Origin of the sequence: Jatrophihabitans cynanchi (assembly GCF_027247405.1) — a bacterium.
GTDB classification, from domain to species: Bacteria; Actinomycetota; Actinomycetes; order Mycobacteriales; family Jatrophihabitantaceae; genus Jatrophihabitans_B; species Jatrophihabitans_B cynanchi.
Window position 1 is genome coordinate 497,356 of record NZ_CP097463.1, and the last position, 23,824, is coordinate 521,179.

A 23,824-nucleotide genomic window follows, 5' to 3' on the forward strand; every position below is an offset into this window, starting at 1 on the left:
GGACGAACGTCATCGCCGCTTCGGGACGCAGGACGGTGTCCGGGACCACAGACCCGGAGAACTGTCGAGGGTGCTGATCCCGCGCCACCTCGGAGGACATCGTGCGTCCCAACAGCGAAGTCGTCGTCGGAGTCGACGGTTCGGCCGGCAGTGCCGCCGCGGTGCGATGGGCCGCCCATCTTGCCGAATCCAACCGGGACCTGCTTGCCATCGTGCACTCCAGCGACGCCTGTGACAGCGTGCTGGCGCAGTCGAGCGCCGTGCGCGCCGAACTGCGCGCGGCCGTACGCCCGCTGGTGGACGCGGCACGCGAGATCGCCGCGCTCGCCGAGCCGGCGCTCCCTGTTCGCAGCGAGATACTGCTCGGCACCCCCTGGCGGCAGCTCGCCGACCTGTCCCGGCGTGCCGGTCTGCTCGTCGTCGGCCGGAGCGGGCAGAACCGCGCGCGCACGGTGCTGCTGGGCTCGACGCCCACCAGGTTGGCCGCGCGCACCCCGTGCCCGCTCGCCGTCGTCCCGGCCGGCGCGATGTGGCCGCCCGAACGCGTCGTCGTCGCGGTGGGCGCGCAGCCCGAGGACGTCGAGTTGCTCCGCTACGCCGAACTCACTGCCGCCTCGATCCGCGTTCCGCTGACGGCGGTGCACGTCACGCCGGACGGCACGGCGCCGGCAGGCATCGAGCCGCCCGGCACGCAGTTGCTGACCGGCCAGCCGACGGCCGAGCTGACGCGCTTCTGCCGGCCGCGGGATCTGCTCGTCATCGGCCGCCGCGCCCGCCGCTCGGCCATCACCCAGGAGCCCCGGTACCGGCAACTGCTCGATACCGCCGCGTGTCCGGTGGTGCTGGTTCCCCTCGCGCGTCCCACCGAAGTGCGGGACGAGCTCAGCCGCGCGGTCACCGATCGCGCCGACACTCAACCGGAAGGAGCACTGCTATGAAGGCACTCGTCTACAACGGGCCCGGGCGGCACGCCTGGACCGACGTCCCGGATCCGCAACTGCAGGACCCGGGCGACGCCATCGTCCGGATCGACGCCGTGACGATCTGCGGCACCGATCTGCACATCCTCAAGGGCGATGTGCCCGAGACGACGGCCGGCCGGATCCTCGGCCACGAGGCCGTCGGCACCGTCGAGAGCGTCGGCGCCGGCGTGCAGTCGGTGCGGGCGGGTGACCGCGTGCTCGTCTCGTGCATCTCCCCGTGCGGGCGGTGCGCGTACTGCCGGGTCGGCGTCTACGGCCAATGCCGTAACGGTGGCGGCTGGATCCTCGGTCACCTGGTCGACGGAACGCAGGCGCAGTACGTGCGGGCGCCGTTCGCGGACACCTCGCTCTACCCGTTGCCGGCGAACGTCACGGACGAGTCGGCGCTGCTGCTCGCGGACATCCTGCCCACCTCGTACGAGGTCGGCGTGCTCAACGGCAAGGTCAGTCCCGGCGACACCGTCGTCGTCGTGGGTGCCGGCCCGATCGGGCTGGCCGCGATCACGACGGCACGGCTGTTCAGCCCGTCCCGCATCATCGCCGTGGACAAGGCGAAGACGCGGCTGGACGCGGCGCTGGAGTTCGGTGCCACGCAGGCGATCCTGGTCGACGACGACCCGGTTGCGACGCTTCGGGGGATCGGCGACGGCCTCGGCGCTGACACCGTGATCGAGGCGGTAGGGGTGCCCGAGACCTTCGAGCTGTCGACCGAACTCGTGCGGCCCGGCGGCCGGGTGGCGAACATCGGCGTGCACGGCAAGCCGGCGACGCTGCACCTGGAGTCGCTGTGGATCCGCAACGTCACGATCACGACGGGGCTGGTCGACGCGTACTCGACGCCGCGGCTGCTCACCATGCTGGCGGCCGGGCAACTCGACACCAGCAAGTTCGTGACACACCGGTTCGGGTTGGACGAGATGATGGACGCCTACGACGTGTTCGCCGATGCCGCGGACACCGGAGCGCTCAAGGTCGCGCTGTTCCGGACCTGATCGCGTGGGCACCGACGGTGGGGCGGACCGAGCGGTCCGCCCCACCGCTGTCGGCTCCTTGTTCGGCAGGTCAGGCTGCGGCGGGCGGGGCGGGGCGCCGAGTATGGGTGTCTCCAGGTTCGCACTACAGATGTCTACGGCGCCGGCCGGCTGATTCGAGCGCGAGCGAGTCGGGTCTGCCCTGAACAATGCCTCAGCCCGTGCCGCGGTGCCATGCGCGCCACGAGAAGCAAGCGCCAGCGGCCCCCGCCGGCACCGCGCTGCCACGCCGATCGACACGTGCGTCGGGCGACAACCAGTGGCCCGGCGCTACGGCGTCGGACGCACGATCGCGGCGACCGGCCCGACCTCGAGATTGTCGTTCAGGACGCACACGGACGAGCGCGGGGTCACGGCCAAGTCGGTGGAGGATTCGCCCTGGACGCCGCGCTCTATCAGTTCGCCGCACAGGCGAACCCGCAGAGTTGACCGGCTACGGACCCATGCCGGCCAGCCTGGCGCTGAACCTCGCCTCCGACCACACCGGCACATGGCGCCGCGACGGCACCCTGAAGGTTCCCCGGCCGCACCCGCCGAGCCGTCGAACAACGCAGCCGAAGCGGGCGACGGCTACCTGTCGCGCGACAGTCGATCGGCGCCGCGGAACCAGACGTCCACAACAACGAGAACGACAGCACACCGGACATGCGCGTGGGGACAGACCGCCGCGGTCCGTCCCCACGCCCCGTCCGGCCGCCCCCTTCCGTGCCGGCCGGACGTCAGATCAACACGCGTTCCCCTTCTCGCGGCACGACCGCGGTCCAGCCGAGTTCGGCGTGCAGCCGGGCAGCGAGCGCCTCGGACGAGTGCTGCTCGCCGTGGACCACGTAACCGGTGCGCGGTGCCGGAGCACCGCCGGCCCAGGCGAGCAGTTCGGTGCTGTCGGCGTGCGCGCTGAACCCGTCGAGGACGACCACCTCGGCGCGAACCGGCACGTACTCGCCGTGGATCTTCACGTGCGGGGCACCGTCGGCGAGCTGGCGTGCCCTCGTGCCTGCGGCAGCGAAGCCGACGACCGCGACGGTGTGCCGGCGGTCGGGCAGCATGTGCTTGAGATGGTGCAGCACCCGTCCACCGGTGGCCATCCCGGACGCCGAGATGACGATCGACGGCATCCGCGGATCGTTCCAGCGCATCGACTCCTGCGCGGTGTGCGCCTCCAACACGTGTTCGGTGGACAACACGTCGAGCGACAGATCCGGCCGGATCTCCGGCCAACCGGCGCTGATCGCCTCGCGGTAGACCCGCAGGCAGGCCAGGGCCATCGGGCTGTCGACCACCACGGGAGGTCGGGGATCCCGCCGGACTCGCGCAGCGACTTCAGTGCCGCCAGCAGCACCTCGGTGCGGTCGACCGCGAAGGCGGGAACCAGGATGCTGCCGCCCCGCTCGGCGGTGCGCGTGATGCAGTCGGCGAGGGCCTGCAGCGTGTCCACGTCGCTGCGCAGCCGATCGCCGTACGTCGACTCGATCAGCAGCACGTCGCTGTCCGGGCGCTGTTGCGGGGCACTCAACAGCGGGTGGCCGTCGCGCCCGAGGTCACCGCTGATCACGACGCTGCGCGGTCCGGGCCGTGCCGAGACGGTGAGCTGGGCCCAGGACGAGCCCAGGATGTGTCCGGCGCGCCCGAACGTCAGGGTGACGTCGTCCGTGATCGGCACCGCGTCGCCGTGCCGCACCGGCGTGAACAGGTCGCACGCGCGCGAGGCATCGCGCGCGTCGTACAGCGGCAGCGCGGGCCGGTGCTTGCTCCAGCCGCCCGCGTCCGCGAAGCGGGCGTCCTCTTCCTGCAGGTGGGCGCTGTCTGCCAGCACGATCTCGGCCAGCCGCGCGGTCCCGTCCGTGACGAAAACCGGTCCGGACCAGCCGTGCTTGGCGAGCACCGGCAGGTACCCGCAGTGGTCCAGGTGCGCGTGAGTGATCACCACCGCGTCGACGGTGTGCCAGTCGACCGGTGGCGCCGCCCAGTTGCGTCGCCGCAGCGACGAGAGCCCCTGAAACAGGCCGCAGTCGAGCAGCACCCGGGAGCGTCCGGTGTCCAGCAGGTGCTTGCTGCCGGTGACCGTCCCCACGCCGCCGAGGAAGGTGAGCGCGGGCCGGTCGGCACCACTCACCGGTCGGCCATCTGACGCAGGACCGGATCGGGAACCCGCGGTGCGGGCGCGACCCGGATCCGAGCGTCGACCACGGTCAGCGTGCTGCCGTGGCAGATGATCGGGTTCAGGTCCAGCTCGGCGATCTCCGGGACGTCGTCGACGAGCTGCGCGATGCGCGCGATCACGTCGGCAACAGCTGCCCGGGGCACCACCGGCCGGCCGCGGTAGCCGTCCAGCAGCGGGGCGGTCCGCAGCCGTCCGACCAGCCGCGCGGCGGCCGCCTCGTCCAGCGGCGCGAGGGCGAACTGCCGATCGGCCAACAGGTCGCTCAGGACACCACCGGCCCCGATCATGACGACCGGACCGAAGCGCTGGTCCTGCAGGGCACCGACGATGAGCTCGGTGCCGGGGGCGAGCATCGGCTGCAGCAGGATGTCGGTGCCGGGGACCGCCGCGGCGATCTCGGCGACGTTCGTGCGCAGCTCCCGCTCGTCGGCTATCCCGACGCGCACCGCACCGAGCTCGCTCTTGTGCAGCCCGCCGCCGGCAGCCTTGACCACCAGCGGATAGCCGAGCTCGATCGCTGCCGCCGCCGCGGCGTCCGCGTCGCCGACGACGCGCTGCGGGCAGACGGTGATGCCGTAGTGGATCAGCAACCGCGCGGTCTGGTCGGCGTCCAGCCAGTCCGTGCCGTCGTCGCGAGCCGCCGCCACGAGTTCGCGCGCGGCGGCCCGGTCGACGCCGCCGAGCGGGACGGCCGGGGCGGGTATCGCGGCGCGGATCTGCCCGTAGCGTGCCGCCACTGCGATCGCCCTCGCCGCCGGCTCCGGGAAGGCGAACACCGGGACGGGCGCGGAGTCGTCGCGCGCGGGCGTCACACCCACAGCTCCGCCGACCTGCGTCGCGACCACCGGCTTCGTGCTGCCGAGCGCAACCTGCGCGATCCGGGCCAGCACCGCGACGGGATCGCCCACCGCGGTCTCGGTGAACACGGTGAGGACGGCGTCGACCTCGGGCGCCTCGAGCAGCACCTGAACGGCGCGCCCCACCTGGCCGGCATCGGCCGCCGCACTGAGATCGACCGGGTTGTGGTGCGAGGCCGCCCGGGGTGCCACCTCCAGCAGCCGCGCGATCGTCTCGTCGGACAGCGTGACGACGTCCAGCCCGGCACCCGCTGCGGCGTCCGCGGCCAGGATCTGCGGCCCGCCGGAGTTACCGACGATCGCCACCCGAGTGCCGCTGGGCACCGGCTGGCTGCCGAGCACGCGTGCGGCGTCCAGCAGCTCCTCGATGGTGTCCACCCGCAGCACGCCGGCATCGGTGAACAGCGCGTCGACGACGACATCCGAACTCGCCGCCGCCGCGGTGTGCGAGCGGCCGGCCAGCTCACCGGCCGGGGTGCGGCCGCCCTTGATCGCGATGATCGGCTTGGTCGCGGCGATGCGGCGCGCGATCCGGGCGAACTTGCGCGGGTTGCCGAACGACTCCAGGTACAGCGCGATGACCTTCACCCGCCGGTCCCGTTCCCAGCTCATCAGCAGGTCGTTGCTGCTGACGTCGACCTTGTTGCCCATCGACACGAACTGGGCGATGCCGACGCCGGAGCGCGCGGCGACCGCGGCAACGGCGATGCCGAGGGCGCCGGACTGCGAGGCGAGCGCCACGCCGCCGTCCTGCATCGGCAGCGCCGCGAAGGTCGCGTTGAGCCGGACAGCCGGATCGGTGTTGAGCACGCCCAGGCAGTTCGGGCCGATGAGCCGCATGCCGTAGTGCCGCGCGGCGCGCACGATCTCGCGCTCCTGCGCTCGGCCCGCCTCCCCCAGCTCGCCGAACCCGGACGTCAACAGCACCACGCCCCGGGTCCCGCGGGCGCCACAGGCACGCACCACCCCGAGGACGCTCGCGGCCGGCACCGCGATGACCGCAAGGTCCGGGGCGACCGGTAGGTCGGCAGGCGAGGCCACCGACTGCACACCCAGGATCGAGTCGCAGTGCGGGTTCACCGCGTAGACGAGCCCGGTGTAGCCGCAGTCGACGATGTTGCGCAGCACCTGGTGTCCGATGCTTCCCGGCCGGGCGCTCGCGCCGATCACCGCGACCGAGTGCGGCGCCAGGATCGGGGCGAGGCTCGCCGCGTCGGCTACCGCCTCGCGCCGGTCGGACGCCGCGATCGCTCCGGGCCCGATCTGCAGCTGGATCCGGACCTGCACCGAGCCGTCCTCGAACTTGTGCTCGATCGGCAGCCCGAGGTCGGTGAACAGCCGCAGCACGGTGAGGTTCTCGGCCAGCGTCTCGGCGACGAAGCAGCGGTAGCCGGCGTCCCTGGCCGCCTCGGCGAGGTGCTCGATCAGCAGCGTCCCGATTCCCTCCCGCTGCTGCTCGTCGTCGATCAGCAACGCGACCTCGGCGTCCTCGGGCGAGACCCGCTCGAACTCGGCAACGCCGACGACCCGGTCGCCCATGAGCGCCAGCAAGGTGTGGTGATCGCCGTCGGCGGGCCGGACGAGCGACGGCAGGTACCGCTGGGCGCACTCGCGGCCGGCGCTGAAGAAGCGCAGGTAGAGCGAGCGGTCCGAAGCGCGATCGTGCAGCTCGGTGAGCCCTTCGAGATCCTCGGGCATCGCCGTCCGGATGTGCACCAGCGCGCCGTCGGCGCGTACCGCGTCGACACCGTCCGCATAAGCCGTTGTCATGAATCGAGTACCTCCTCCACCGGCCTGCGGTGGGTCGATGGGGCGACGTCGGCGCGTCCGACTCGCATGAGCAGATGTGGATGCACCTCGAGACGCAGCGTCGTGCGCAGTTCCTCGCGCACCGCCCCGACCTCGATGGGCTGGGTGAACAGGCTGGCCGAGTAGCCGGCGTCGGTGAGCACCAGCCAGACGTGCTCGAGCGCCTCGCCGGCGCGCAACCACGCTGCCGGGTTCTCCGCCCTCGTGCCGAGCAGGATCAGGCACTGGTCCAGGCTCGAATGGGTCTGCGCGGGCAGCCAACCGGTGCCCGAGGTGTCGAAGTCGCGGATCGGGACGTCATCGCCGGACGTGCCGTCGACGTGCGGCACGACCATCGCCCGGACCCCGTCCAGCCGGCTCGGGTCGGACGTGGTCCAGCGCCGCAGCTCGGCGCGGTAGGCGGCGTCGGTGATCTGCGCGGAATCGGCGCGCTGGCTCAGCCGGGCGACGGCGGCCCGGTCCTCGGCGCCGTGCACCGGGTGGGCGACGGCGCCCTCGGCCGCCGCGACGGCGATGAGCTCGTCCAGCAGCTCCGGCGGCACCGCGACGTCTGTGAAGTGCCGGCGGTTCGTCTGCCGGTTGCGCATCGCGTGGTCCAGCCGCGCCAGCTCTGGGTCGGCCGGCAGGTCCGGACGGAGCTGCACGACGGCGACCACGTCCGGGCGGGCAGGATCGGGGAACCGGCGCACCGCGCAGCCCGCGCCGGAGGTGGCGAGCGAGACGCGCGCGTTGAGAACGGCGCAGCCCAGGCTCAGGAACATCTGCCGTCCTGTCGGGTCCAGCACCCCCAGCTGCCGCGAGCGGTCCGCCCTGATCTCCAGGGAGTCCGCCGAGATCGCGAAGCGCCAGGGCTGGGTGTTGTGCACCGATGGAGCGAGCGTCGCGGCCGAAACTGCGCGCCGCAGCAGGGTGATCCTCGACGTCGTGGTGACCATGCGTCCAGCACACCGGAACGGCGGTGGCGCGGGCAGATTCGATGGTCCCGCCGAGGGTGCCATTGGTCCCGATTCGGACACCTGATCCGGCGACCGCTCAGGTCGCGATCGCCGGCGCGCGGGACCGAACGTGGACAGCGCTCGGGACCAACGCCACTGTCCGGGCACGCCGGCACGGGGTTGACTGCGAGCCATGAAGGCGAACGAGCTCATGACCACCGAGGTGCTGACGGTCGGCCCGGACACGTCGGTGCGCGCGGCCGCCGCCACGATGGCCGCCAACCGGGTCACCTCGTTGCCGGTGGTCGACGACGACGGCCGGTTGATCGGGATCGTCAGCGAGATCGATCTGATCCGCGACCGGCTGCCCCGTGACCCACGCAGCCACCTGGCCGTGAACACGCAACCACAGCCCGATCCCGCGCAGGTGGTCTCGCAGGTGATGACCGAGGTGGTCGAGTGTCTCGGCGGCGGCGCCGACACCGCCGACGTGGCGGCGCTCATGGTCGACAACGACATTCGCGCCGTGCCCATCGTCGACGGCGGGACGTTGATCGGTATCGTCAGCCGCCGCGACCTGCTGCGCACCCTGCTGCGGGACGATGCGGTGCTCGCCGCCGAGGTCCGGGCGCGACTGGACGAGCTCGCCGGGAGCGAGCGCTGGCGGGCGTCCGTCCGCGACGGCGTCGCCACCATCCACGGGCCGTTCGACGACGCACGCCTGCGTGATGCCGCCGTCCGGCTGGTGAGCACCGTCCCGGGCATCATCCGGGTGCATGCGGACGGGCTGGGAAGATGAGCAGCAGCACCGACCCCGGCTCGAGCGCCGGCCGGATCGTCGTCGGCGTCGACGGATCGGAGCAGTCCGAGCAGGCACTGCGCTGGGCAACCCGGATGTCGCTGGCGACCGGGGCTCAGATCGACGCGGTCATCGCCTGGCACGTGCCGGTGGGCTACGGCGGCGCGTACCTGCCCGAATCGTGGAGCCCGAAGGACGACGCGCGGGCCACGCTGACCCGCACGGTCGATGCGGTGTTCGCCGCGGGCCGGCCGACCGGAATGCGGCTGCTGGTGCGCCAGGGTCCGGCGACGCAGGCCCTGCTGGACGCCGGTAGGGGCGCCGAAATGCTGATCGTGGGCAGCCGCGGGCGCGGCGGCTTCGCCGGTTTGCTGCTCGGTTCGGTCAGTGCGGCCTGCGCGCAGCACGCCGGCTGCCCGGTGCTCATCGTCCGCTGACCTCGGCAGGAAGTGTTGGTGATTGGTGGGTAACGAGGACGGCCCGGCGCTCTGCCGATGACTGTTGGCGAACACCAGCCGATGAGAGTGGTCACTTGACGGCAGGTGTTCGGTGTCGTGGCTGACGCGTGCCTTCCGTGTCGTGTCCGACCGGCTGCACATGACAGAGGGAGTCGTCGCGCTGCGGGGCGTGCGGGTGGCGAACAGCGAAGCCGAGGCAGCACTGCCGCTGCGTTCTATGGCGAGAACGCCGAGGCAACGATTTGTGGCACTCGCTCACTCCGCTGCCGCCGCGTGAGCACGTCCACGACGACGCATCGAGCGTGCCGCGAGTGCGGCGAACTGCGCGGCGTGCACCACAGTGACGTCGCTGAGATCGCTCCACGGACGTTGGTCGCAGGTAGCGATTCGGGCAGCACATCGCCTCCGGCCAGTTATGCCGGGAGGTGGTGCCGGGCCATCGCACCCGGCCGCTACGGAGCGCGCTTCGGAACGATGACGAGCATGTCGATCCCGTTCCCCGCGCTGTCCTTGTACTGCTGGTGAACGGCACGCACCGTATCACCGACGTGCAGTGCCTGACCCTCCTCATTCAGGATGTCACTGCACACCCGCTGGTGCGCCCCCTGGACGCAGCCAGCGCTGTGTGTGGTGTTGAGAATGTCGATCTTGCCGGTGAACGAGTTGCCGAGCACGCTCACGTCCCGATGCGTCTGCGTGTGCAGCGCCCAGCCGACCCATCCAGCCAGGAATAGCGCGACGGCAGCCCCGACGATGGACACCGCCACCTGAACCTTCCGTGACCGTGGAGGTAGGGCTGCCACCCGAGGTCGGGCCTTCGTAGTCTCCATGACGACCCCGCTCCTCAGGAGGTGGTGTACCACCAGGTAGCGGACACCGTCGGCGGATAGCTGCACGAACCGCAGTTGTACACCCCGTCAACAGCGTTCGTGGACCGCGATCCGTCGCTCGGGCCGTTGCCCTTGCCGTCCCACTTTGTGGAGTAGCTGGTGGAATTGATGCTGTACAGCCCATACGTCTCCGGGCAGTTGGTGGCAGTGTCGGACACACCGACTCCCTTGTACGCAAGAGAGAACGTCGTCTGGTGACAGGAGCCGATGCTGGCGGTGCTGGATGGGTTCCAGTCCTGGATCACGTTGCCGCTGCCGTACTTGTTGCCGAACTTCAAACCGGTGATGTGGTCACAGAACGTGCAGCCGGTGTCATGCATCGACCCGCTGGCCCTGCGTGTCAGGGTGAGTTGAGGCCAGCGGCTCTTAGCAAGTCCGCTCCGGCAGGGCGAGATTCAGGATGATGACCATGTCGAGTTCCGTGCTTTCTGCCCCTGTCGTCGATGATGGGTTCATGAGTGGTTCCCAGCCGCGGGCCGGTGGTCCGTCTCGGCGGAGATCCTTTGCCCCAGCGGAGAAGTTGCAGCATCTGGCCGCCTATGACGAGGCGTGCCGGGTTGGTCAGGGCGGGGCGTATCTGCGGGAGCAGGGGCTGTACTCGTCTCAGGTCACCGAGTGGCGCAAGCTGCGTGACGCCGGTGTGCTCGAGGGCCGTGCGGCCGGCGCGAAGGTGGGCCGGTTGAGCGCGGAGCAGGCGGAGATCGCCCGGCTGCGGGGCCAGCTGGACAAGGCGCAGCGGCGTCTGGTGCGGACCGAGGTGGCGTTGGACATCATGGGAAAAGCGCACGCGCTCTTGGAGGAGATCTCCGAGAGCGCGCAGGACGATCCGCCGTCCACGCGGCGTTGATGGCCGCCTACCGGGCGCTGACCCTGGCTGGGATGACAACCCGCGACGCGGCTGGTCTGACCGGTGTCGCCCGAGCCACCGCCGGGCGCCCTGAGGCCCGGCCGGCCTCGACGACGTCGCGGCCGTCGCCACGCACCGCGCCGGCGAACCGGCTCAGCGTCGCTGAGCGGATCGAGGTGCTGGCCGTGCTCAACAGTGCGGAGTTCGTGGACCGCACGCCGCTGCAGATCTATGCGGTGCTGCTCGACCGCGGCCGGTATCTGTGTTCGGTGTCGAGCATGTATCGGGTGTTGGCCGCCAACGCCCAGGTCAAGGACCGGCGCCGGCTGGCCCGTCATCCGGCGCGGGTGCGCCCAGAACTGGTTGCGACCGGACCCGGTGAGGTGTTCACCTGGGACATCACCAAACTGCGGGGCCCGGTCAAGGGCTCCTACTTCGACGCCTACGTGATGATCGACATCTACTCCCGTTACATCGTCGGCGCCTGCGTGCACGTCACCGAATCCGCTGTCCTGGCTGAGGAAATGATGCAGGAGGTCTTCACCATCCACGGCACCCCGAGGGTGGTGCACGCCGATCGGGGCACCTCGATGACGTCGAAGACCGTGGCTGCGTTGCTCACCGACCTGAACGTGACCCGCTCACATTCACGGCCGCGGGTGTCGAATGACAACCCGTTCTCCGAGGCCTGGTTCAAGACGCTGAAGTACGCGCCGGTGTTCCCCGACAGGTTCGGCTCGCTGCAGCACGCCAGGTCGTTCCTCGACGAGTTCGTCCAGCATTACAACCACGAACACCACCACAGCGGCATCGGGCTGCACACGCCCGCTGACGTCCACTACGGCCTCACCGAAGCCATCGCCGAGCGACGAGCAAGCGCTCTGGCCGCGGCCCGCACGGCGACACCGCACCGGTTCAGCAGCGACACCGACCCGAAGATCCTCGACCTACCCGTCGCCGCCTGGATCAACCCACCAATCACCCAGACCGAAGATCAAGAACAGGAGCCCGTCACCGCAGCCGCATAACTCCCGCTGGCCTCAACCGCCTTGACAAATTCCGTGGACGCGATCGCGTCGGTGAGATACCAGATCGAACCACTGGTCGCGACCCGTCGGGTGACATCGCAGCCGTAGACGTGGCCGTGCCCGCCGTCGAACGACTGGTCCACGCATGCGGGCGGATTGCTGACCTGGGTGCCGCCGCCGGTGTTGCTGTACGGCGAGGCCGTCCCCGACTTCTTCTTCGCAGTCTCGGTGGCTGAGTAAGTGGTGCCTACATCCTGAAACCCCGCGATGTCGGCCGGGTCGGCACCGAGGGCGAGCAGCTCGTCGTAGGCCGACATCGGCTGGATCGCCGCGAGTTGAGCGCTGAGTTGGGCCTTGTTCAGTGGGCGGTTTCTAGCGATCGTTGCAACACCGGAGGTTTCCGGGAGCTGCTATGGCGGGTCGTGGTCGGCGTGGTCGCGAGCCAGATGTTGACAAGCGTGAGCGGTTTGCTGAGCTGATCGCGCAGGGGGTGAGTAACCGGCGGGCGTGCCAGCTCGTGGGCATCGCGCGCAAGACGGGGACACGCTGGCGGTTGGGGCGCACAGTCACGCTTCCCGACGGTCGCAAGCGCCACTATTCGCCCGTGGTCAACGCGCCGAGTCGAGAGATCTCGCCACGCTACCTGTACGAGGACGAGCGGGTCCGTATCGCCGACCTGCGCCGGTCCGGGCTGAGCATGCGCGCGATCGCGGCCGAGTTGGGCAGGCCGGCGTCCACGGTCAGCCGCGAGCTGCGTCGTAACCGAGACCTGGACAGTGGGCGGTATCTGCCGTTCGCCGCGCAGCGGATGGCCGAGGCTCGCCGTACCCGGCCGGGCCGCAGCAAGCTGGTCAACGACGCCGAGCTGCGTGCGTTCGTGCAGGATCGGCTGGAGAAGCGGTGGAGTCCGGAGCAGATCGCCCACGCGCTGCGGGAGGAGTTCCCGAACCGGCCGGACCGGCACCTGGTGCCGGAAACGATCTATCAGGCGATCTACCGACCCGGTTGTGGTGGGCTGCGCCGGGACCTGCCGCCGGTGCTGCGCACTCGTCGACGGCGCCGTAAGCCGCATCGGCGCCCTGACCAGCGCCGGCCGACGAAGCTGGTGGATATGACGATGATCGACCAGCGGCCCGCGGAGGCGGCCGACCGGTCCGTTGCTGGGCACTGGGAAGGCGATTTGATCACCGGTGCGCAGAACCGGTCGGCGATCGGCACGCTGGTCGAACGGTGTTCCCGGTTCACGATCTTGCTGCATCTACCCGAACGACACACCGCCGAGGCGGTTCGTGACGCGATCATCGCCGCGTTCGCGCCGCTGCCGCCGCAGCTGCGTCGGTCGTTGACGTGGGATCAGGGCAGTGAGCTGGCGTTGCACGCTGAGATCGCTGCTGCGTTGGGTATGCCGGTGTTCTTCTGCGATCCTCACTCGCCGTGGCAGCGGCCGAGCAACGAGAACACCAACGGCCTGTTGCGTCAGTACTTCCCGAAGGGCAGCGACCTGCGCGTCCACGACGCCGTCCGGCTCGAGGAGGTCGCTGCCGAGCTGAATGACCGTCCCCGTAAGACCCTGGACTGGCACACCCCGGCCCGGCTGTTCATCGCGCCCGCAGGCGGTGTCCTAGCCTGAACCATGTGATCGAGGAGGCCGCCGCCGATGCGGAGGAGGTCCGCCTGTCGGCCGACGACGCCGCAGAGCTGGCCGACCTGCTGCGGATCTGGCACGGCTGGCTTACCGGCGAGGACACCGACCTGCTGGCCGCCTCACTGGAGCGCATGCCCGAGGGCCCGGACAGCGTCCCTGCGCTGCAAGTGATGCTGACCCGCCTGGCGGCGCGGCTCGATCCTCGCCGCGCGGTGGACTTCTGACCCGACGACGACGAGGGCGAACCGGTGCCGGACATGCGACGACGTACCCCAGAGCCACCACCGACGGGCATGCCCATCGTGGAGCACAAACCCGGGCTGGCGAAGGAGATGCTGCGCGAGTTGGCGCCTCTGCTGGCCGAGGAGGGTATCGACGTCGATGACATCGACGCGCCTGACCTGGAAACGTTGCAGGCGGCGATGAACCGTGCGGTCGAACGGCGCAACATGCAACTGTTCAGCCCGGTCGGTGAAGCTCGCGGGTACGCGATCACCACGCTGCGGCTGGCCATCGAAGCGATCGTCGATGACGACACTCGCAGCGCCGCCGCGGTAATCGACTCCGTCCCACCCGAGTCCCCGAACAACGACAGCGCCACTGTGGCCGGCTGCATCGGCGTCGCCCTCGGGCTACTCGACACCTGGCTGTCCGGCCACGACCTCGACGCTCCGACCGGGCTCGCCAGCCACGCTCGGCTGCCGGCCGGGCACTGGACCGGGGAACGTGCAGCCACCGACATCCTCACCCTCGCCGGCAAAGGCAGGGCGTTCCGCTCCCTCGACACACTGATCACCCGCCAAGGCGGGCAGCAGCTCCTCTATGGCTCAGTGCTCGCCCTCACCGCCGCAGCGCAGGCCTGGGCCCGCAACACCGACACGTCGCTGCTCGAACTCATCCACACCATCGTCCGCTGACCAAGCACTACCATCCCGCCATCAAGTCGTCGTGTTGCGACGATGACTGGAACCCGCCGTGCCGTGGTTGGGACCATGGAGACACCGCCCGAATGCTGGGTGGCGCTCACGCCGCTCGCCGTGATCTTTGCTGAGGTCGGGGCGTCGGGAATGATCGTCATCGGCGTGGCCGCGAACACCTTGGTGACGTCACCGTTCGCGGCGGTGTAGGTGGTGATGTACCCACCTGGCTGGGCCAAGACCGTCGTGGTCGCGACCGCCGCGGCCGACGCCGAGGTCGACGTCGGCACGACAACCGCCGCCCAGTGCCAGCGCCGCAGACCCGATGATGGACATGCGAGATCTCTTCTGCACTTGTGCCACCCTCCACTGTGATCGCGGAACGCGATCATTTGCGCAGAGTGTCCCGCCGGGGGTAACCCGGGTCAAGGGTAGACAGGCACGGACATTCGCGGCACGGAACAAGAAACATCAAACTGTGATAAATGCCTGCGCCGCCTGCTTTCCGGGTGGGGGAAACGGGGTCGTGGCCACACCCGCCGCCTCGGACGGCACCGCCGCTTGCCCACCCCAGAACCAACACTTCCTGCCGAGCTCATCGTCCGCTGAGCTCGACAGGAAGCGTGAAGAAATCCCGCGTGTCCGTCACTTGGTCTGCGCCGCTGGCACTGGGCGCGGCGGTCCGGTCGCGGTCGACAGATCGCAGACGACGGGATGCGTACCGCTGTCGGCAAGTGCGCTCGACACTGTGTGGGCACAGCCAGCGCGGCCGTGCCCGTCAGTTCCAGATCCATGACACCCCTTCCCGACGCGGTCTGTTGCCCACTACCGAGACCACCGGGGCGCGCGGCTTGTGACATCTAGCGGCGGCCCCGTCATGTCACATCAGGCGACTCTGTCGTGTCTCGTGTAACAAGCAGCGAATACGAGGAGAGGTACGGATCATGCGAGTGTTTGTGGCAGGCGGCAGCGGCGTTCTGGGTCGGCGACTGGTACCGCAGCTGGTGGCCAACGGGCACGAGGTGACGGCGACGACGACCACCGAGGCCAAGTTGGGTCTGCTGGCGCAGTTGGGCGCCGACGGCGTGATGATGGACGGGCTGGACGCTACATCGGTCGGTGAGGCGGTGGCCGCGTCCCGGCCGGACGTGATCGTGCACCAGATGACGGCGATTTCGATGACGCACGCCGGTAAGCCTGATATCAAGCACCCGGACCGGTGGTTCGCCCAAACGAACCGGTTGCGGGCCGAGGGGACGGACCATCTCCTGGCGGCAGCCGAGACGACCGGCGTCCCGCATGTCGTTGCGCAGGGCTACGCCAGCTGGAACGGCACACCGCACGGAGGATGGGTCAAGACGGAAGAGGACCCGCTGAACCTGATGGAGGGGACGGCGTCGCATGCCGGACTCGCGGTGCTGCAGCGAGTCGAGGACAAGGTGCTCGCGATCGGCGGCGCGGTGCTGCGATACGGCGCGTTCTACGGGCCGGGTGCCATTGATGACCAGGTCACGCTGCTGCGCAAACGGCAGTACCCGCTTGTCGGACGCGGCTCCGGCTACAGCTCGTGGGTGCATCTGGACGATGCGGCCAGTGCCACCGTCCTGGCCGTGGAGCAGAAAGTCACTGGCGTGTTCAACGTCGTCGACGACGACCCTGCGCCCGCCAGCGAGTGGCTGCCCTATCTGGCCGAGTGCGCGGGCGCGAAGCCTCCGCGGCGAGTTCCCGTCTGGTTGGCTCGGCTGCTGGCCGGGGATCAAGCGGTGCTGATGATGACCGCAGGCCGCGGCTTCTCCAACAGCAAGGCCAAACGCGAACTCGGCTGGCAACTGAGCTACCCCTCCTGGCGACAGGGGTTCAGGGCAGAACTCGGATGACACGGATAGAGCAGTTCGAGGATCTTCGGCCGCTGCTGTTCTCGATCGCCTACCGAATCCTGGGCAGCGTAAGCGAGGCCGAAGACGCCGTCCAGGAGACCTGGCTGCGCTGGACCGCCTCCACGACAACGCCGGTGTCAGCCAAGGCGTACCTCTGCGCCGCTGTGACCCGGGTCTCGATCAACGTGTTGCGCTCGGCGCGCTTGCGCCGCGAGCACTACGTGGGGCCATGGTTGCCCGAGCCGCTGTTGGGAGACCCATACCAGGACCCGCAGCGTTCGGCCGAGCTTGCCGACTCGGTGTCGATGGCAGCACTGTTGCTGCTCGAGCGGCTCAGCCCGCTCGAGCGGGCGATCTTCGTGCTGCGCGAGGTGTTCGCCTTCGACTTCCCCGAGATCGCCTCGACCGTAGGACGCTCGGAGGCGGCATGCCGCCAGCTGGCGGTCCGGGCTCGCCGCCACATGGACGAAGGACGACCTCGCTTCGAGGCCGATCGGAAGCGGCGCGAAGAACTCGCCGCCCGGTTCCTCGACGCCGTCCGAGACGGGAGCGTCGACGAGTTGCGCGAGTTGCTCGCCGCCGACGTCCAGCTCATCGGCGACAGCGGCGGCAAGGCCCCGCAGTTCGCCGAACGCATCGTCGGTGTCGAGAACGTGGCCAGGATGCTCGCCGCCCTCGCCGCGCCGTTCGCACGGGTGGGCGGGGTCGTTCAGCCGCACCAGCTCAATGGCCAGCCGGGCGCGATCTTCCGCGACCAAGAAGGCAAGGTCGTCAACACATGGACTCTCGACATCCTCGACGGGCAGATCCAGATCATCCGCTCAGTCATCAACCCCGACAAGCTCGCCCACCTGGGCCCCCTGGCGGACACCTGGATAGTCCTGCGCGACACCCAGCAGGCTCGCACAACAACGGGGCCTCGTCCGAAGCCGGACGACGTCGAGCTCACCGAACTCGACGCAACGCGGGACGGGTCGCGGTGATCAGGATCGGGTCATGTCGTCGCCGCGTCGGAGAAGCCAGAGGAAGGCAACCGAGACTGGTCCGCGATCTCCGTCGCAGTGATCAGTCTGCTGTCCGAAGCGTCCCGCTGACCGGCTTCGGTCTCGTTCGCCCGTGGGGAGAGGTGGCACCGACGCGGCTGCCAGTCACATCGGTGGCCGTCGCGTGCGTCCGCTCGTCCAAGACGACGTGTTCGTCAGTGCAGCGGCACGACCGCGACCGGGCAGGTCGCGTGATGCAGCACGCCCTGGCTCACCGAGCCGAGCAACGTGCCGGCCAGCGCATGCCGCCCGCGCGAGCCCACCACGAGCAGCCGCTCCGCGGTCGACTCCGAGACCAGCCCGGCCACCGCGTGATCGCGGATCACCGCGCCGTGCACGTCCACGTCCGGGTACCGCTCACGCCATCCGGCCAGCGCCTCCGACAACCACGCCTCGCCTCTCGCCGGCGCGGGCGGCTTGGGGCTCCAGACCATCTCGGTGAGCAGGTCCGGGTGCCAGCACATGACCGCACGCAGCGGCGCACCGTGCCGGCTGGCGTACTCGAGGGCGAACTCCAGCACTTCCTGGGACTCCTCGCGCGGGTCGACCGCGACGACCACCCGGGCACGCTCGGCCGCGTCGCCCGCAGGCCCGCGCACGACGACGACCGGGCAGCTCGCTCGGGCCGCCACGGCCGTGCTGACCGAGCCGAGCAGTATCGATCCGGTCGCGTGCAGGCGCCGCGAGCCAACGACCACCAGGGCCGCGCCCCGTGCCTGCGCGAGAAGGGTGGGCGCCGGGTCGCCGTCGATCGCCTCTGTGGTGACCTCGACATCGGGCGCGTACGCGGCCGCGTCCGCCTCCGCGCGGGAGAGGATCGTCTTCGCCGCACTGCGCACCAGTTTCGTGTCCGCGGCGGGCAGGTTCCCGTACATCGCCATCGAGCCGTACGTGTACGTGCCGTCGTATGCGTGCACGATCCGCACCGGCAGCCGGCGCGCCCGAGCCTCGTCCAGCGCCCAGATCAGCGCTTGGTCGGCCCCCTCGGAGCCGTCGAAGCCGAGGACGAGCGGCGCCGTTGCGGTGCTGTTCACGTTGTTGCCTCTCTGCGCGGGAGTTGGTGTCTGGGGTGCAGGTTCGTACCGGCCCGGCGCGCGGGGTTGCTGGCCTCGAGGAGCACCCGCTGCTCCGCGGCTGCGATGGTGCGGCGCACCGGGTCGACGACGTCGGGGTTGACCGAGACGGACGTGATCCCGAGCCGCACCAGGTGCTCGGCGAACTCAGGACGGTTCGACGGCGCCTGCCCGCACAGCGAGGAGGTGATCCCCGCGTCCTGGCAGGCCGCGATGATCCGCCCGATGGCGTCGAGCACGGCAGGGTCGGATTCGTCGAAGAGTTCGGCGCACACCGTGGAGTCGCGGTCGACCCCGAGCATCAGCTGGGTGAGGTCGTTGCTGCCGATGGACACCCCCTCGATACCCAGCTGTGCGTACGTGGGGATCCAGTATGCGACGGACGGCACCTCGGCCATCACCCAGACCGGCAGCCGAGCTGCCGTCCGGTGGGCACGCACCAGATCCAGGCATCGTTCGAGCTCCCAGGCGGTGCGCACGAACGGGATCATCAGCCGCAGGTTCGGCGTCTGCTCGGCAACCGCGCCGAGCACGTCCAACTCCAGCTCGAACAGGTCCGGCTGGTCGACGTACCGGTAGCAGCCGCGGTAGCCGATCATCGGGTTCTCCTCGTGCGGCTCGAACTCGGTACCGCCCTCCAGTCCGTGGAACTCGTTGGTGCGGAAGTCGATGCTGCGGTACACCACCGGCCGCGGCGCGAACGCCCTGGTGATGCGCAGCAACGGTTCGGTCATCTCGTCGATGAAGGTCTGCTTCTGCCCCCGCTGCAGCAGCAGGCGCGGATGCACGCCGTGCAGCGCATCGGCGACCATGAACTCGGCGCGCAACAGGCCGACCCCGTCGACGTCGAGGGCTGCGACCTCCTCGGCGTGCTCGGCTACCGCCAGGTTCACGTAGAGCTTGGTGCCCAGCGGGGTCGCCGCCGGGGCGGCCGCCGCAGCCGCGCTGCCCGCGGGCTCGATGGCTGACGTGCCGACCACGCCGGCCAGCACCTCGCCGGTGCGGCCGTCGACCGTCACGACATCGCCGTCGTGCAGGGTCGTGGTGGCGCTGCGCGCACCGACCACGCACGGGACGCCCAGTTCGCGCGACACGATCGCCGCATGGCAGGTCATCCCGCCGCCGTCGGTGATCAGTGCGGCCGCCCGCCGCATCGCGGGCACCCAGTCCGGGCTCGTCATCGGCGCGACCAGCACCTCGCCGGCCTGCAGCTGGACGCCCTGCTCGGGTGTCATCAGCACGCGCACCGCACCCGACGCGCGCCCGCTCGAGGCGGCCAGGCCCCTGAGCAGGACGTCGGCCCGGCCGGGCTGTGCCGGGCGGTCATCGTGCAGCGTCGTGATCGGCCGCGACTGCACGAGGTAGGTCACCCCGTCCGCGACGGCCCACTCCAGGTCCTGCGGCGTGCCGTAGTGGCGTTCGACGTCGAGACCGATCCGGGCGAGTTGGAGGATCTGCGCGTCATCGAGCACCCGCGCCTGCGCACTGTCCTCGTCGAGCGTGATCTCCTCGTCCGCGCCGTCCGCGCCTCGGACGATCTGCAGGTGCTGGCGCCCGACCCGAACACCGACGATGCGCGGGCCCTGCTTGTTGACCAGGTAGGTGTCCGGTTCGACGCGTCCGCTGACGATCGCCTCGCCCTGGCCGAGGATCGCCTCGATGACCAGCTGCTCGCGATCGTTCGTGGACGGGTCCACGGTGAACATCACGCCGGACCGCTCGGACGGGATCATCCGCTGCACCACGACGGCGATGCTCGGCTCCTCGTCCACGCCGGATGCGGCGCGGTAGGAGATGACCCGCTTGCCGTACACCGATGCCCAGCAGTCGACCACCCTGCCGAGCACGGCCTGCGCGCCCATCACGTTCGTGTAGGACACGTTCATCCCGGCGAAGGAGGTGTCGCCGGCATCCTCACTGGTTCCCGAGGACCGCACCGCGACCGCGATGTCGTCGCCCAGGTCGTGATAGGCGGCCGCCACTTCCTTCGCCAGTTCGACGGGCAGCGGGGTTGAGCCGATCAGCGCCTGCGCGAGCTCACTGGCGTGGGTCAGCGCGGCGTCGTCGGTCGGGTCGAGGTCGGCGGTGAGCTCGCGGAGCTTGCCGCGCGCCCCGGACGCCTCGACCGCGGAGAGGAACGCTTCGCTGGTCACGACGAAGCCGGGCGGGACGGGCAGCCCTGCCGACGTCAGCTCGCCGAGGTTGGCGCCCTTGCCGCCCACCTGCGCGGCGTCGCCCAGACCGATCTCGTCGAACCACTTGATCGTCTTCATGGCACCCCCATCGTCGATCCCCTGCGTCCACTCTCGTCCGGGCGCAGCGGAGCTGTCAGGGCCCAACGGCCCGTCCTGATCGGGACCAGTGCCGCCCAAGGGCACTTGCCGCGACGCGTTCCGGCTCGCGACCGTGGACACAGGGACACAAGGACACCAGGAAACAAGACACCAGGACACAAGGCGCCGACCGCGCCGTCGTAGGCAAGGGAGCCGGGCCATGGTCACCGAACAGCCACTGCTACGGATCGAGCATCTGAGCAAGAGCTTCGGCGCCGTCCAGGCGCTGCGTGATGTGTCGCTGGACGTGCCCGCGGGCAGGGTCACCGCGCTCGCCGGCGACAACGGCGCGGGCAAGTCGGTGCTCATCAAGTGCATCGCCGGCAGCTACCCGCCGGACTCCGGACGCCTGATCTGGGACGGGCACCCGGTGTTCCTGCGCGGTCCCAAGGACGCGGCGGCGCTCGGGATCGAGACCGTGTACCAGGACTTGGCGCTGTGCGACAACCTCGACGTCGTCCAGAACCTGTTCCTCGGCCGCGAGAAGGTACGCCGTCACGGGCCACTGGACGAGGAGGCCATGGAGCTGGCCGCACGCGACACCCTGCGCAACCTGTCCGTGACGAGCATCCGATCCATCCGCCAGCGGGTCGGCGCGCTTTCCGGTGGACAACGCCAAGCGGTGGCGATCGCCAAGTCCGTCCTGTGGAACTCGCGACTGGTGATCATGGACGAGCCGACGGCGGCGCTGGGTGTGGTGCAGACCCGGGTCGTCCTCGACCTGCTCCGCAAGCTCGCCGACCGCGGTATCGCGGTGATCGTGATCTCGCACAACATGAACGACGTGTTCGCGGTCGCCGACCGCATCGCCGTCCTGCACCTCGGTCAGCTGGTTGCTGTCCGGCCGATCGAGGAGCTGAGCCGGCAACTGATCGTCGAGCTCATGACGAGCGGCTACAGCGAGGGCAGCGGCTCGGACGCGGCGGCCGCACACCGCTCGACGCCGGCACCGGCACCGGCACCGGCACCGGCACGCTAACCGTCCACTAAGGCCGGCCGTGCCGCCCTGATCAACTCGATCCCGCTGCTGCGGTCCAGGCCACCGATCTCCCAGCTGTCCGCGCGCACCTCGATGGTTGCGTTCTGCGAGCCGACGCGGATGCCGCCGACGCGCAGCGGAACGAATCGATCGCGCACTGCGGGCGCACACCACAGCCGTCCGGCGCCGACGTCCGGATCGAAGCGCAGCATGCTGCGCAGCAGCAACAGCGGCGCCGCCGACGCCCATGCCTGGGGCGAGCAGGACGTCGGGTACGGAATCGGGTCGGTGAACTCCTCTCGCGCGAACCCGCAGAACAGTTCGGGCAGGCGGTGCTCGAAGTGCTCGGCTGCATCGAGCAGACCGGCGGTGACACGCTGGGCGTGGTCCACGAAGCCGTACCGCGTCAGGCCGGCCACGCAGATCGCTGTGTCGTGCGGCCAGACCGATCCGTTGTGATAGCTCATCGGGTTGTAGGCACCCATCGACGACGACAGCGTCCGGATCCCCCAGCCGGTGAACAGCGGCGGCGACAGCAACAGGTCGGCGATCCTGGCGGCCTTGTCCCGATCGGCGATCCCGGTCCACAAGCAGTGCCCGATGTTGGAGGTCAGGGCATCGACGGGCCGCTTCTCATGGTCCAGGGCCACCGCGTACCAGCCTCGGTCGCCGAGCCAGAACGTCTCGTTGAACCGTCGGCGAAGCCGGCGCGCCCGACCCGCCCATCGCTGCGCCGCTGCCTGCTCACCGACCTGCGCGGCAAGCGCCGCGCCGGCGCGGAACGCAGCGTAGGCGTACGCCTGTACCTCGGCCAGCGCGATCGGCGTTCGTGCGAGCCGGCCGTCGGCGAAGTTGATGCCGTCCCACGAGTCCTTCCAACCCTGGTTCACGAGCCCCCGGTCGGTCTTGCGCTCGTACTCGACGAAGCCGTCGCCGTCCTGATCGCCGTGCTCCTCGATCCAACGCAGCGCGCGCGCCGCGTGCGGGAACAGCGCGTCCACCTCGTCCCGGTGGCGTCCCCAACGGTTCAGCTCGCCGAGCAGCATGACGAACAGCGCGGTCGCATCTGCCGTGCCGTAGTAGGTGCTGGCGCCACCGAGCGCCAACTCGGCCACCGGGCCGAGCCGGGTCTCGTGCAGGATTCGCCCCGGCTCCTCCTCTGACGCCGCTTGGAACTCGCTCCCCTGGCGCTCGGCCAGCGTCTGCAGGGTGCCGAGAGCGACAGAGCTGTCGACGGGTAGCAGCATCCACGAGGTGAGCAGCGCATCACGGCCGAACAGGGCCATGAACCACGGTGCGCCCGCCGCGACAACGGCGCGTTCGGGATGGGACGCGTCGAAGATGCGGAGCGATCCGAGATCTTCCAGGCTGCGCCCGAGCACCGCCCCGAACGCCCGGTCGGCCGTGTGGATCTGCGGGCTGGCACGCTGCCAGGCGCGTGCCTTGCGTGCCGGCGCCGCCTCGGCGGCGTCCTCGCCCCGGCTGTGGAGCAGGGGAATGGTCTTCCCGGCGATGATCGGCAGCACCTCAACGGTCATGGTCGTCGTCTGCCGCGGCGACAGCGCGATCTGCCAAATGGCTCCATCCGCAGTGAGCACCGCACCGACGTCGTGCATCCGAACCAGCACGCCGAACGGCCGTCCGGCCCGCACCCGCGTGATCCGCAGTTCCTGCCCGCTCACGCTGACGTCGGTGTGCGCGTCCAGAACGCCCGCACGCTGGTCCTTCACCTCGAACAGGTCGGCCAGGTCCGCGCTCACGGCCAGTTCCACTCGGCAGCGTGCCGAATCAGCACCGGTCGAGCGGACCGTGATGTCCTCACGCATGCCGTTGCCGACGTAGCGCCGGCGGATCACGAGCACCGCGCTGTCGGACCGCCCGTCCGCGGGCGCCACCCGCCCGATGAAGGACGCGGCGAACGGATCGGAGCGGTGCACGGTCACCGGAAGCACATCCGCACCGTTGATCCGCAACCGCCAGCGCGAGATGACCCTGGTGTCCTGGACGAACAGGCCCTGGACCGCTCGGGCGTCCATGTTCGCGTTCGCGTCGCTGATGCAGAACGACGACCCCTCGATCAAGGTGATCGTCGCTGCGCCGCCACCCACGACTGGTGGGTTCTGGAACGCGGTCACGCGCAGAGCACACCGCGGCCGCGA

21 protein-coding genes and 2 pseudogenes are annotated in these 23,824 nt (G+C 70.0%); 12 read left to right on the forward strand and 11 right to left on the reverse strand.

All coding sequences use genetic code 11. The annotated features are described in order from the left end of the window. Nucleotides 1-101: 101 nt before the first annotated feature. Both M6B22_RS02405 and M6B22_RS02410 read left to right on the forward strand, forming a co-directional pair. The gene (locus M6B22_RS02405; RefSeq protein WP_269444178.1) at nucleotides 102-938 is read left to right on the forward strand and encodes a universal stress protein; all 837 of its coding nucleotides are present in this window, start codon (nucleotides 102-104) and stop codon (nucleotides 936-938) included. Further along, entirely contained in the window at nucleotides 935-1,975 is a 1,041-nt protein-coding gene (locus tag M6B22_RS02410) for a zinc-dependent alcohol dehydrogenase family protein (protein WP_269444179.1), read from the forward strand. Before M6B22_RS02405 ends, M6B22_RS02410 begins: the two co-directional genes overlap by 4 nt. Nucleotides 1,976-2,733: 758 nt before the next feature. On the opposite strand, the gene M6B22_RS02415 is transcribed toward M6B22_RS02410, so the two are convergent. From M6B22_RS02415 to M6B22_RS02430, 5 genes and pseudogenes are all read right to left on the reverse strand, one after another. After that, nucleotides 2,734-2,970, reverse strand: a complete 237-nt coding sequence (locus M6B22_RS02415) for an MBL fold metallo-hydrolase RNA specificity domain-containing protein (RefSeq protein WP_269444180.1) — start codon at nucleotides 2,968-2,970, stop codon at nucleotides 2,734-2,736. 78 nt (nucleotides 2,971-3,048) lie between these two features. Beyond that, nucleotides 3,049-3,279, reverse strand: a pseudogene (locus M6B22_RS22060) (MBL fold metallo-hydrolase); the annotation flags it as partial. A 389-nt stretch (nucleotides 3,280-3,668) separates the two neighbouring features. Continuing rightward, a pseudogene (locus M6B22_RS22065) lies at nucleotides 3,669-4,127 on the reverse strand (MBL fold metallo-hydrolase); the annotation flags it as partial. Beyond that, on the reverse strand, nucleotides 4,124-6,802 hold the full coding sequence (locus M6B22_RS02425; protein ID WP_269444182.1) for a bifunctional acetate--CoA ligase family protein/GNAT family N-acetyltransferase: 2,679 nt from the start codon (nucleotides 6,800-6,802) through the stop codon (nucleotides 4,124-4,126). The gene M6B22_RS02425 and the pseudogene M6B22_RS22065, both read right to left, overlap by 4 nt. Continuing rightward, nucleotides 6,799-7,776, reverse strand: coding sequence for an Acg family FMN-binding oxidoreductase (locus M6B22_RS02430; protein ID WP_269444183.1), 978 nt, complete (start codon nucleotides 7,774-7,776; stop codon nucleotides 6,799-6,801). Before M6B22_RS02430 ends, M6B22_RS02425 begins: the two co-directional genes overlap by 4 nt. Before the next feature lie 193 nt (nucleotides 7,777-7,969). On the opposite strand from M6B22_RS02430, the gene M6B22_RS02435 reads away from it, so the two are divergent. Beyond that, on the forward strand, nucleotides 7,970-8,575 hold the full coding sequence (locus tag M6B22_RS02435) for a CBS domain-containing protein (RefSeq protein WP_269444184.1): 606 nt from the start codon (nucleotides 7,970-7,972) through the stop codon (nucleotides 8,573-8,575). Beyond that, nucleotides 8,572-9,012 carry a universal stress protein gene (locus M6B22_RS02440; RefSeq protein WP_269444185.1) on the forward strand — a complete coding sequence of 147 codons (441 nt, stop codon included), beginning with the start codon at nucleotides 8,572-8,574 and terminating at the stop codon, nucleotides 9,010-9,012. The genes M6B22_RS02435 and M6B22_RS02440 overlap by 4 nt, the downstream gene beginning before the upstream one ends. Before the next feature lie 473 nt (nucleotides 9,013-9,485). Here the strand turns inward: M6B22_RS02440 and M6B22_RS02445 are convergent, their stop codons facing one another. Both M6B22_RS02445 and M6B22_RS02450 read right to left on the reverse strand, forming a co-directional pair. Then, on the reverse strand, nucleotides 9,486-9,794 hold the full coding sequence (locus M6B22_RS02445) for a hypothetical protein (RefSeq protein WP_269444186.1): 309 nt from the start codon (nucleotides 9,792-9,794) through the stop codon (nucleotides 9,486-9,488). A gap of 83 nt (nucleotides 9,795-9,877) precedes the next feature. Continuing rightward, the gene (locus tag M6B22_RS02450) at nucleotides 9,878-10,243 is read right to left on the reverse strand and encodes a hypothetical protein (protein ID WP_269444187.1); all 366 of its coding nucleotides are present in this window, start codon (nucleotides 10,241-10,243) and stop codon (nucleotides 9,878-9,880) included. A 134-nt stretch (nucleotides 10,244-10,377) separates the two neighbouring features. Here M6B22_RS02450 and M6B22_RS02455 point away from each other — a divergent pair. Then, nucleotides 10,378-11,798 (forward strand): IS3 family transposase gene (locus M6B22_RS02455; protein ID WP_269444188.1). Its coding sequence is split into 2 segments (ribosomal slippage): nucleotides 10,378-10,738 and nucleotides 10,738-11,798, totalling 1,422 coding nucleotides; the frame shifts between segments, so codons are not numbered across the junction. Here the strand turns inward: M6B22_RS02455 and M6B22_RS02460 are convergent. Then, nucleotides 11,765-12,115 carry a hypothetical protein gene (locus tag M6B22_RS02460; RefSeq protein WP_269444189.1) on the reverse strand — a complete coding sequence of 117 codons (351 nt, stop codon included), beginning with the start codon at nucleotides 12,113-12,115 and terminating at the stop codon, nucleotides 11,765-11,767. The genes M6B22_RS02455 and M6B22_RS02460 overlap by 34 nt on opposite strands. A gap of 95 nt (nucleotides 12,116-12,210) precedes the next feature. Here M6B22_RS02460 and M6B22_RS02465 point away from each other — a divergent pair, with 95 nt between their 5' ends. From M6B22_RS02465 to M6B22_RS02490, 6 genes are all read left to right on the forward strand, one after another. Next, nucleotides 12,211-13,428: an IS30 family transposase gene (locus M6B22_RS02465; protein ID WP_407935588.1), complete on the forward strand. Its 1,218-nt coding sequence runs from the start codon at nucleotides 12,211-12,213 to the stop codon at nucleotides 13,426-13,428. A 5-nt stretch (nucleotides 13,429-13,433) separates the two neighbouring features. Beyond that, nucleotides 13,434-13,667, forward strand: coding sequence for a hypothetical protein (locus tag M6B22_RS02470; protein ID WP_269444191.1), 234 nt, complete (start codon nucleotides 13,434-13,436; stop codon nucleotides 13,665-13,667). Between the two features lie 69 nt (nucleotides 13,668-13,736). Next, nucleotides 13,737-14,360 carry a hypothetical protein gene (locus M6B22_RS02475; RefSeq protein ID WP_269444192.1) on the forward strand — a complete coding sequence of 208 codons (624 nt, stop codon included), beginning with the start codon at nucleotides 13,737-13,739 and terminating at the stop codon, nucleotides 14,358-14,360. 75 nt (nucleotides 14,361-14,435) lie between these two features. Further along, complete coding sequence (locus M6B22_RS02480; RefSeq protein WP_269444193.1) at nucleotides 14,436-14,570, forward strand: hypothetical protein; 135 nt, start codon at nucleotides 14,436-14,438, stop codon at nucleotides 14,568-14,570. Between the two features lie 734 nt (nucleotides 14,571-15,304). Beyond that, nucleotides 15,305-16,237, forward strand: a complete 933-nt coding sequence (locus tag M6B22_RS02485) for an NAD-dependent epimerase/dehydratase family protein (protein ID WP_269444194.1) — start codon at nucleotides 15,305-15,307, stop codon at nucleotides 16,235-16,237. Beyond that, complete coding sequence (locus M6B22_RS02490; RefSeq protein ID WP_269444195.1) at nucleotides 16,234-17,220, forward strand: RNA polymerase sigma-70 factor; 987 nt, start codon at nucleotides 16,234-16,236, stop codon at nucleotides 17,218-17,220. The genes M6B22_RS02485 and M6B22_RS02490 overlap by 4 nt, the downstream gene beginning before the upstream one ends. Nucleotides 17,221-17,435: 215 nt before the next feature. On the opposite strand, the gene M6B22_RS02495 is transcribed toward M6B22_RS02490, so the two are convergent. Then, entirely contained in the window at nucleotides 17,436-18,314 is an 879-nt protein-coding gene (locus tag M6B22_RS02495) for a universal stress protein (protein ID WP_269444196.1), read from the reverse strand. Beyond that, nucleotides 18,311-20,626: a phosphoenolpyruvate synthase gene (ppsA, locus tag M6B22_RS02500; RefSeq protein WP_269444197.1), complete on the reverse strand. Its 2,316-nt coding sequence runs from the start codon at nucleotides 20,624-20,626 to the stop codon at nucleotides 18,311-18,313. The genes M6B22_RS02495 and ppsA overlap by 4 nt, the downstream gene beginning before the upstream one ends. Nucleotides 20,627-20,846: 220 nt before the next feature. On the opposite strand from ppsA, the gene M6B22_RS02505 reads away from it, so the two are divergent. After that, nucleotides 20,847-21,665, forward strand: coding sequence for an ATP-binding cassette domain-containing protein (locus tag M6B22_RS02505; RefSeq protein ID WP_269444198.1), 819 nt, complete (start codon nucleotides 20,847-20,849; stop codon nucleotides 21,663-21,665). Here the strand turns inward: M6B22_RS02505 and M6B22_RS02510 are convergent. Further along, a complete protein-coding gene (locus tag M6B22_RS02510) occupies nucleotides 21,662-23,800 on the reverse strand; it encodes an amylo-alpha-1,6-glucosidase (protein ID WP_269444199.1) in 2,139 nt (712 codons plus the stop codon). The two genes, M6B22_RS02505 and M6B22_RS02510, sit on opposite strands and share 4 nt — an antisense overlap. Between the last annotated feature and the right edge of the window lie 24 nt (nucleotides 23,801-23,824).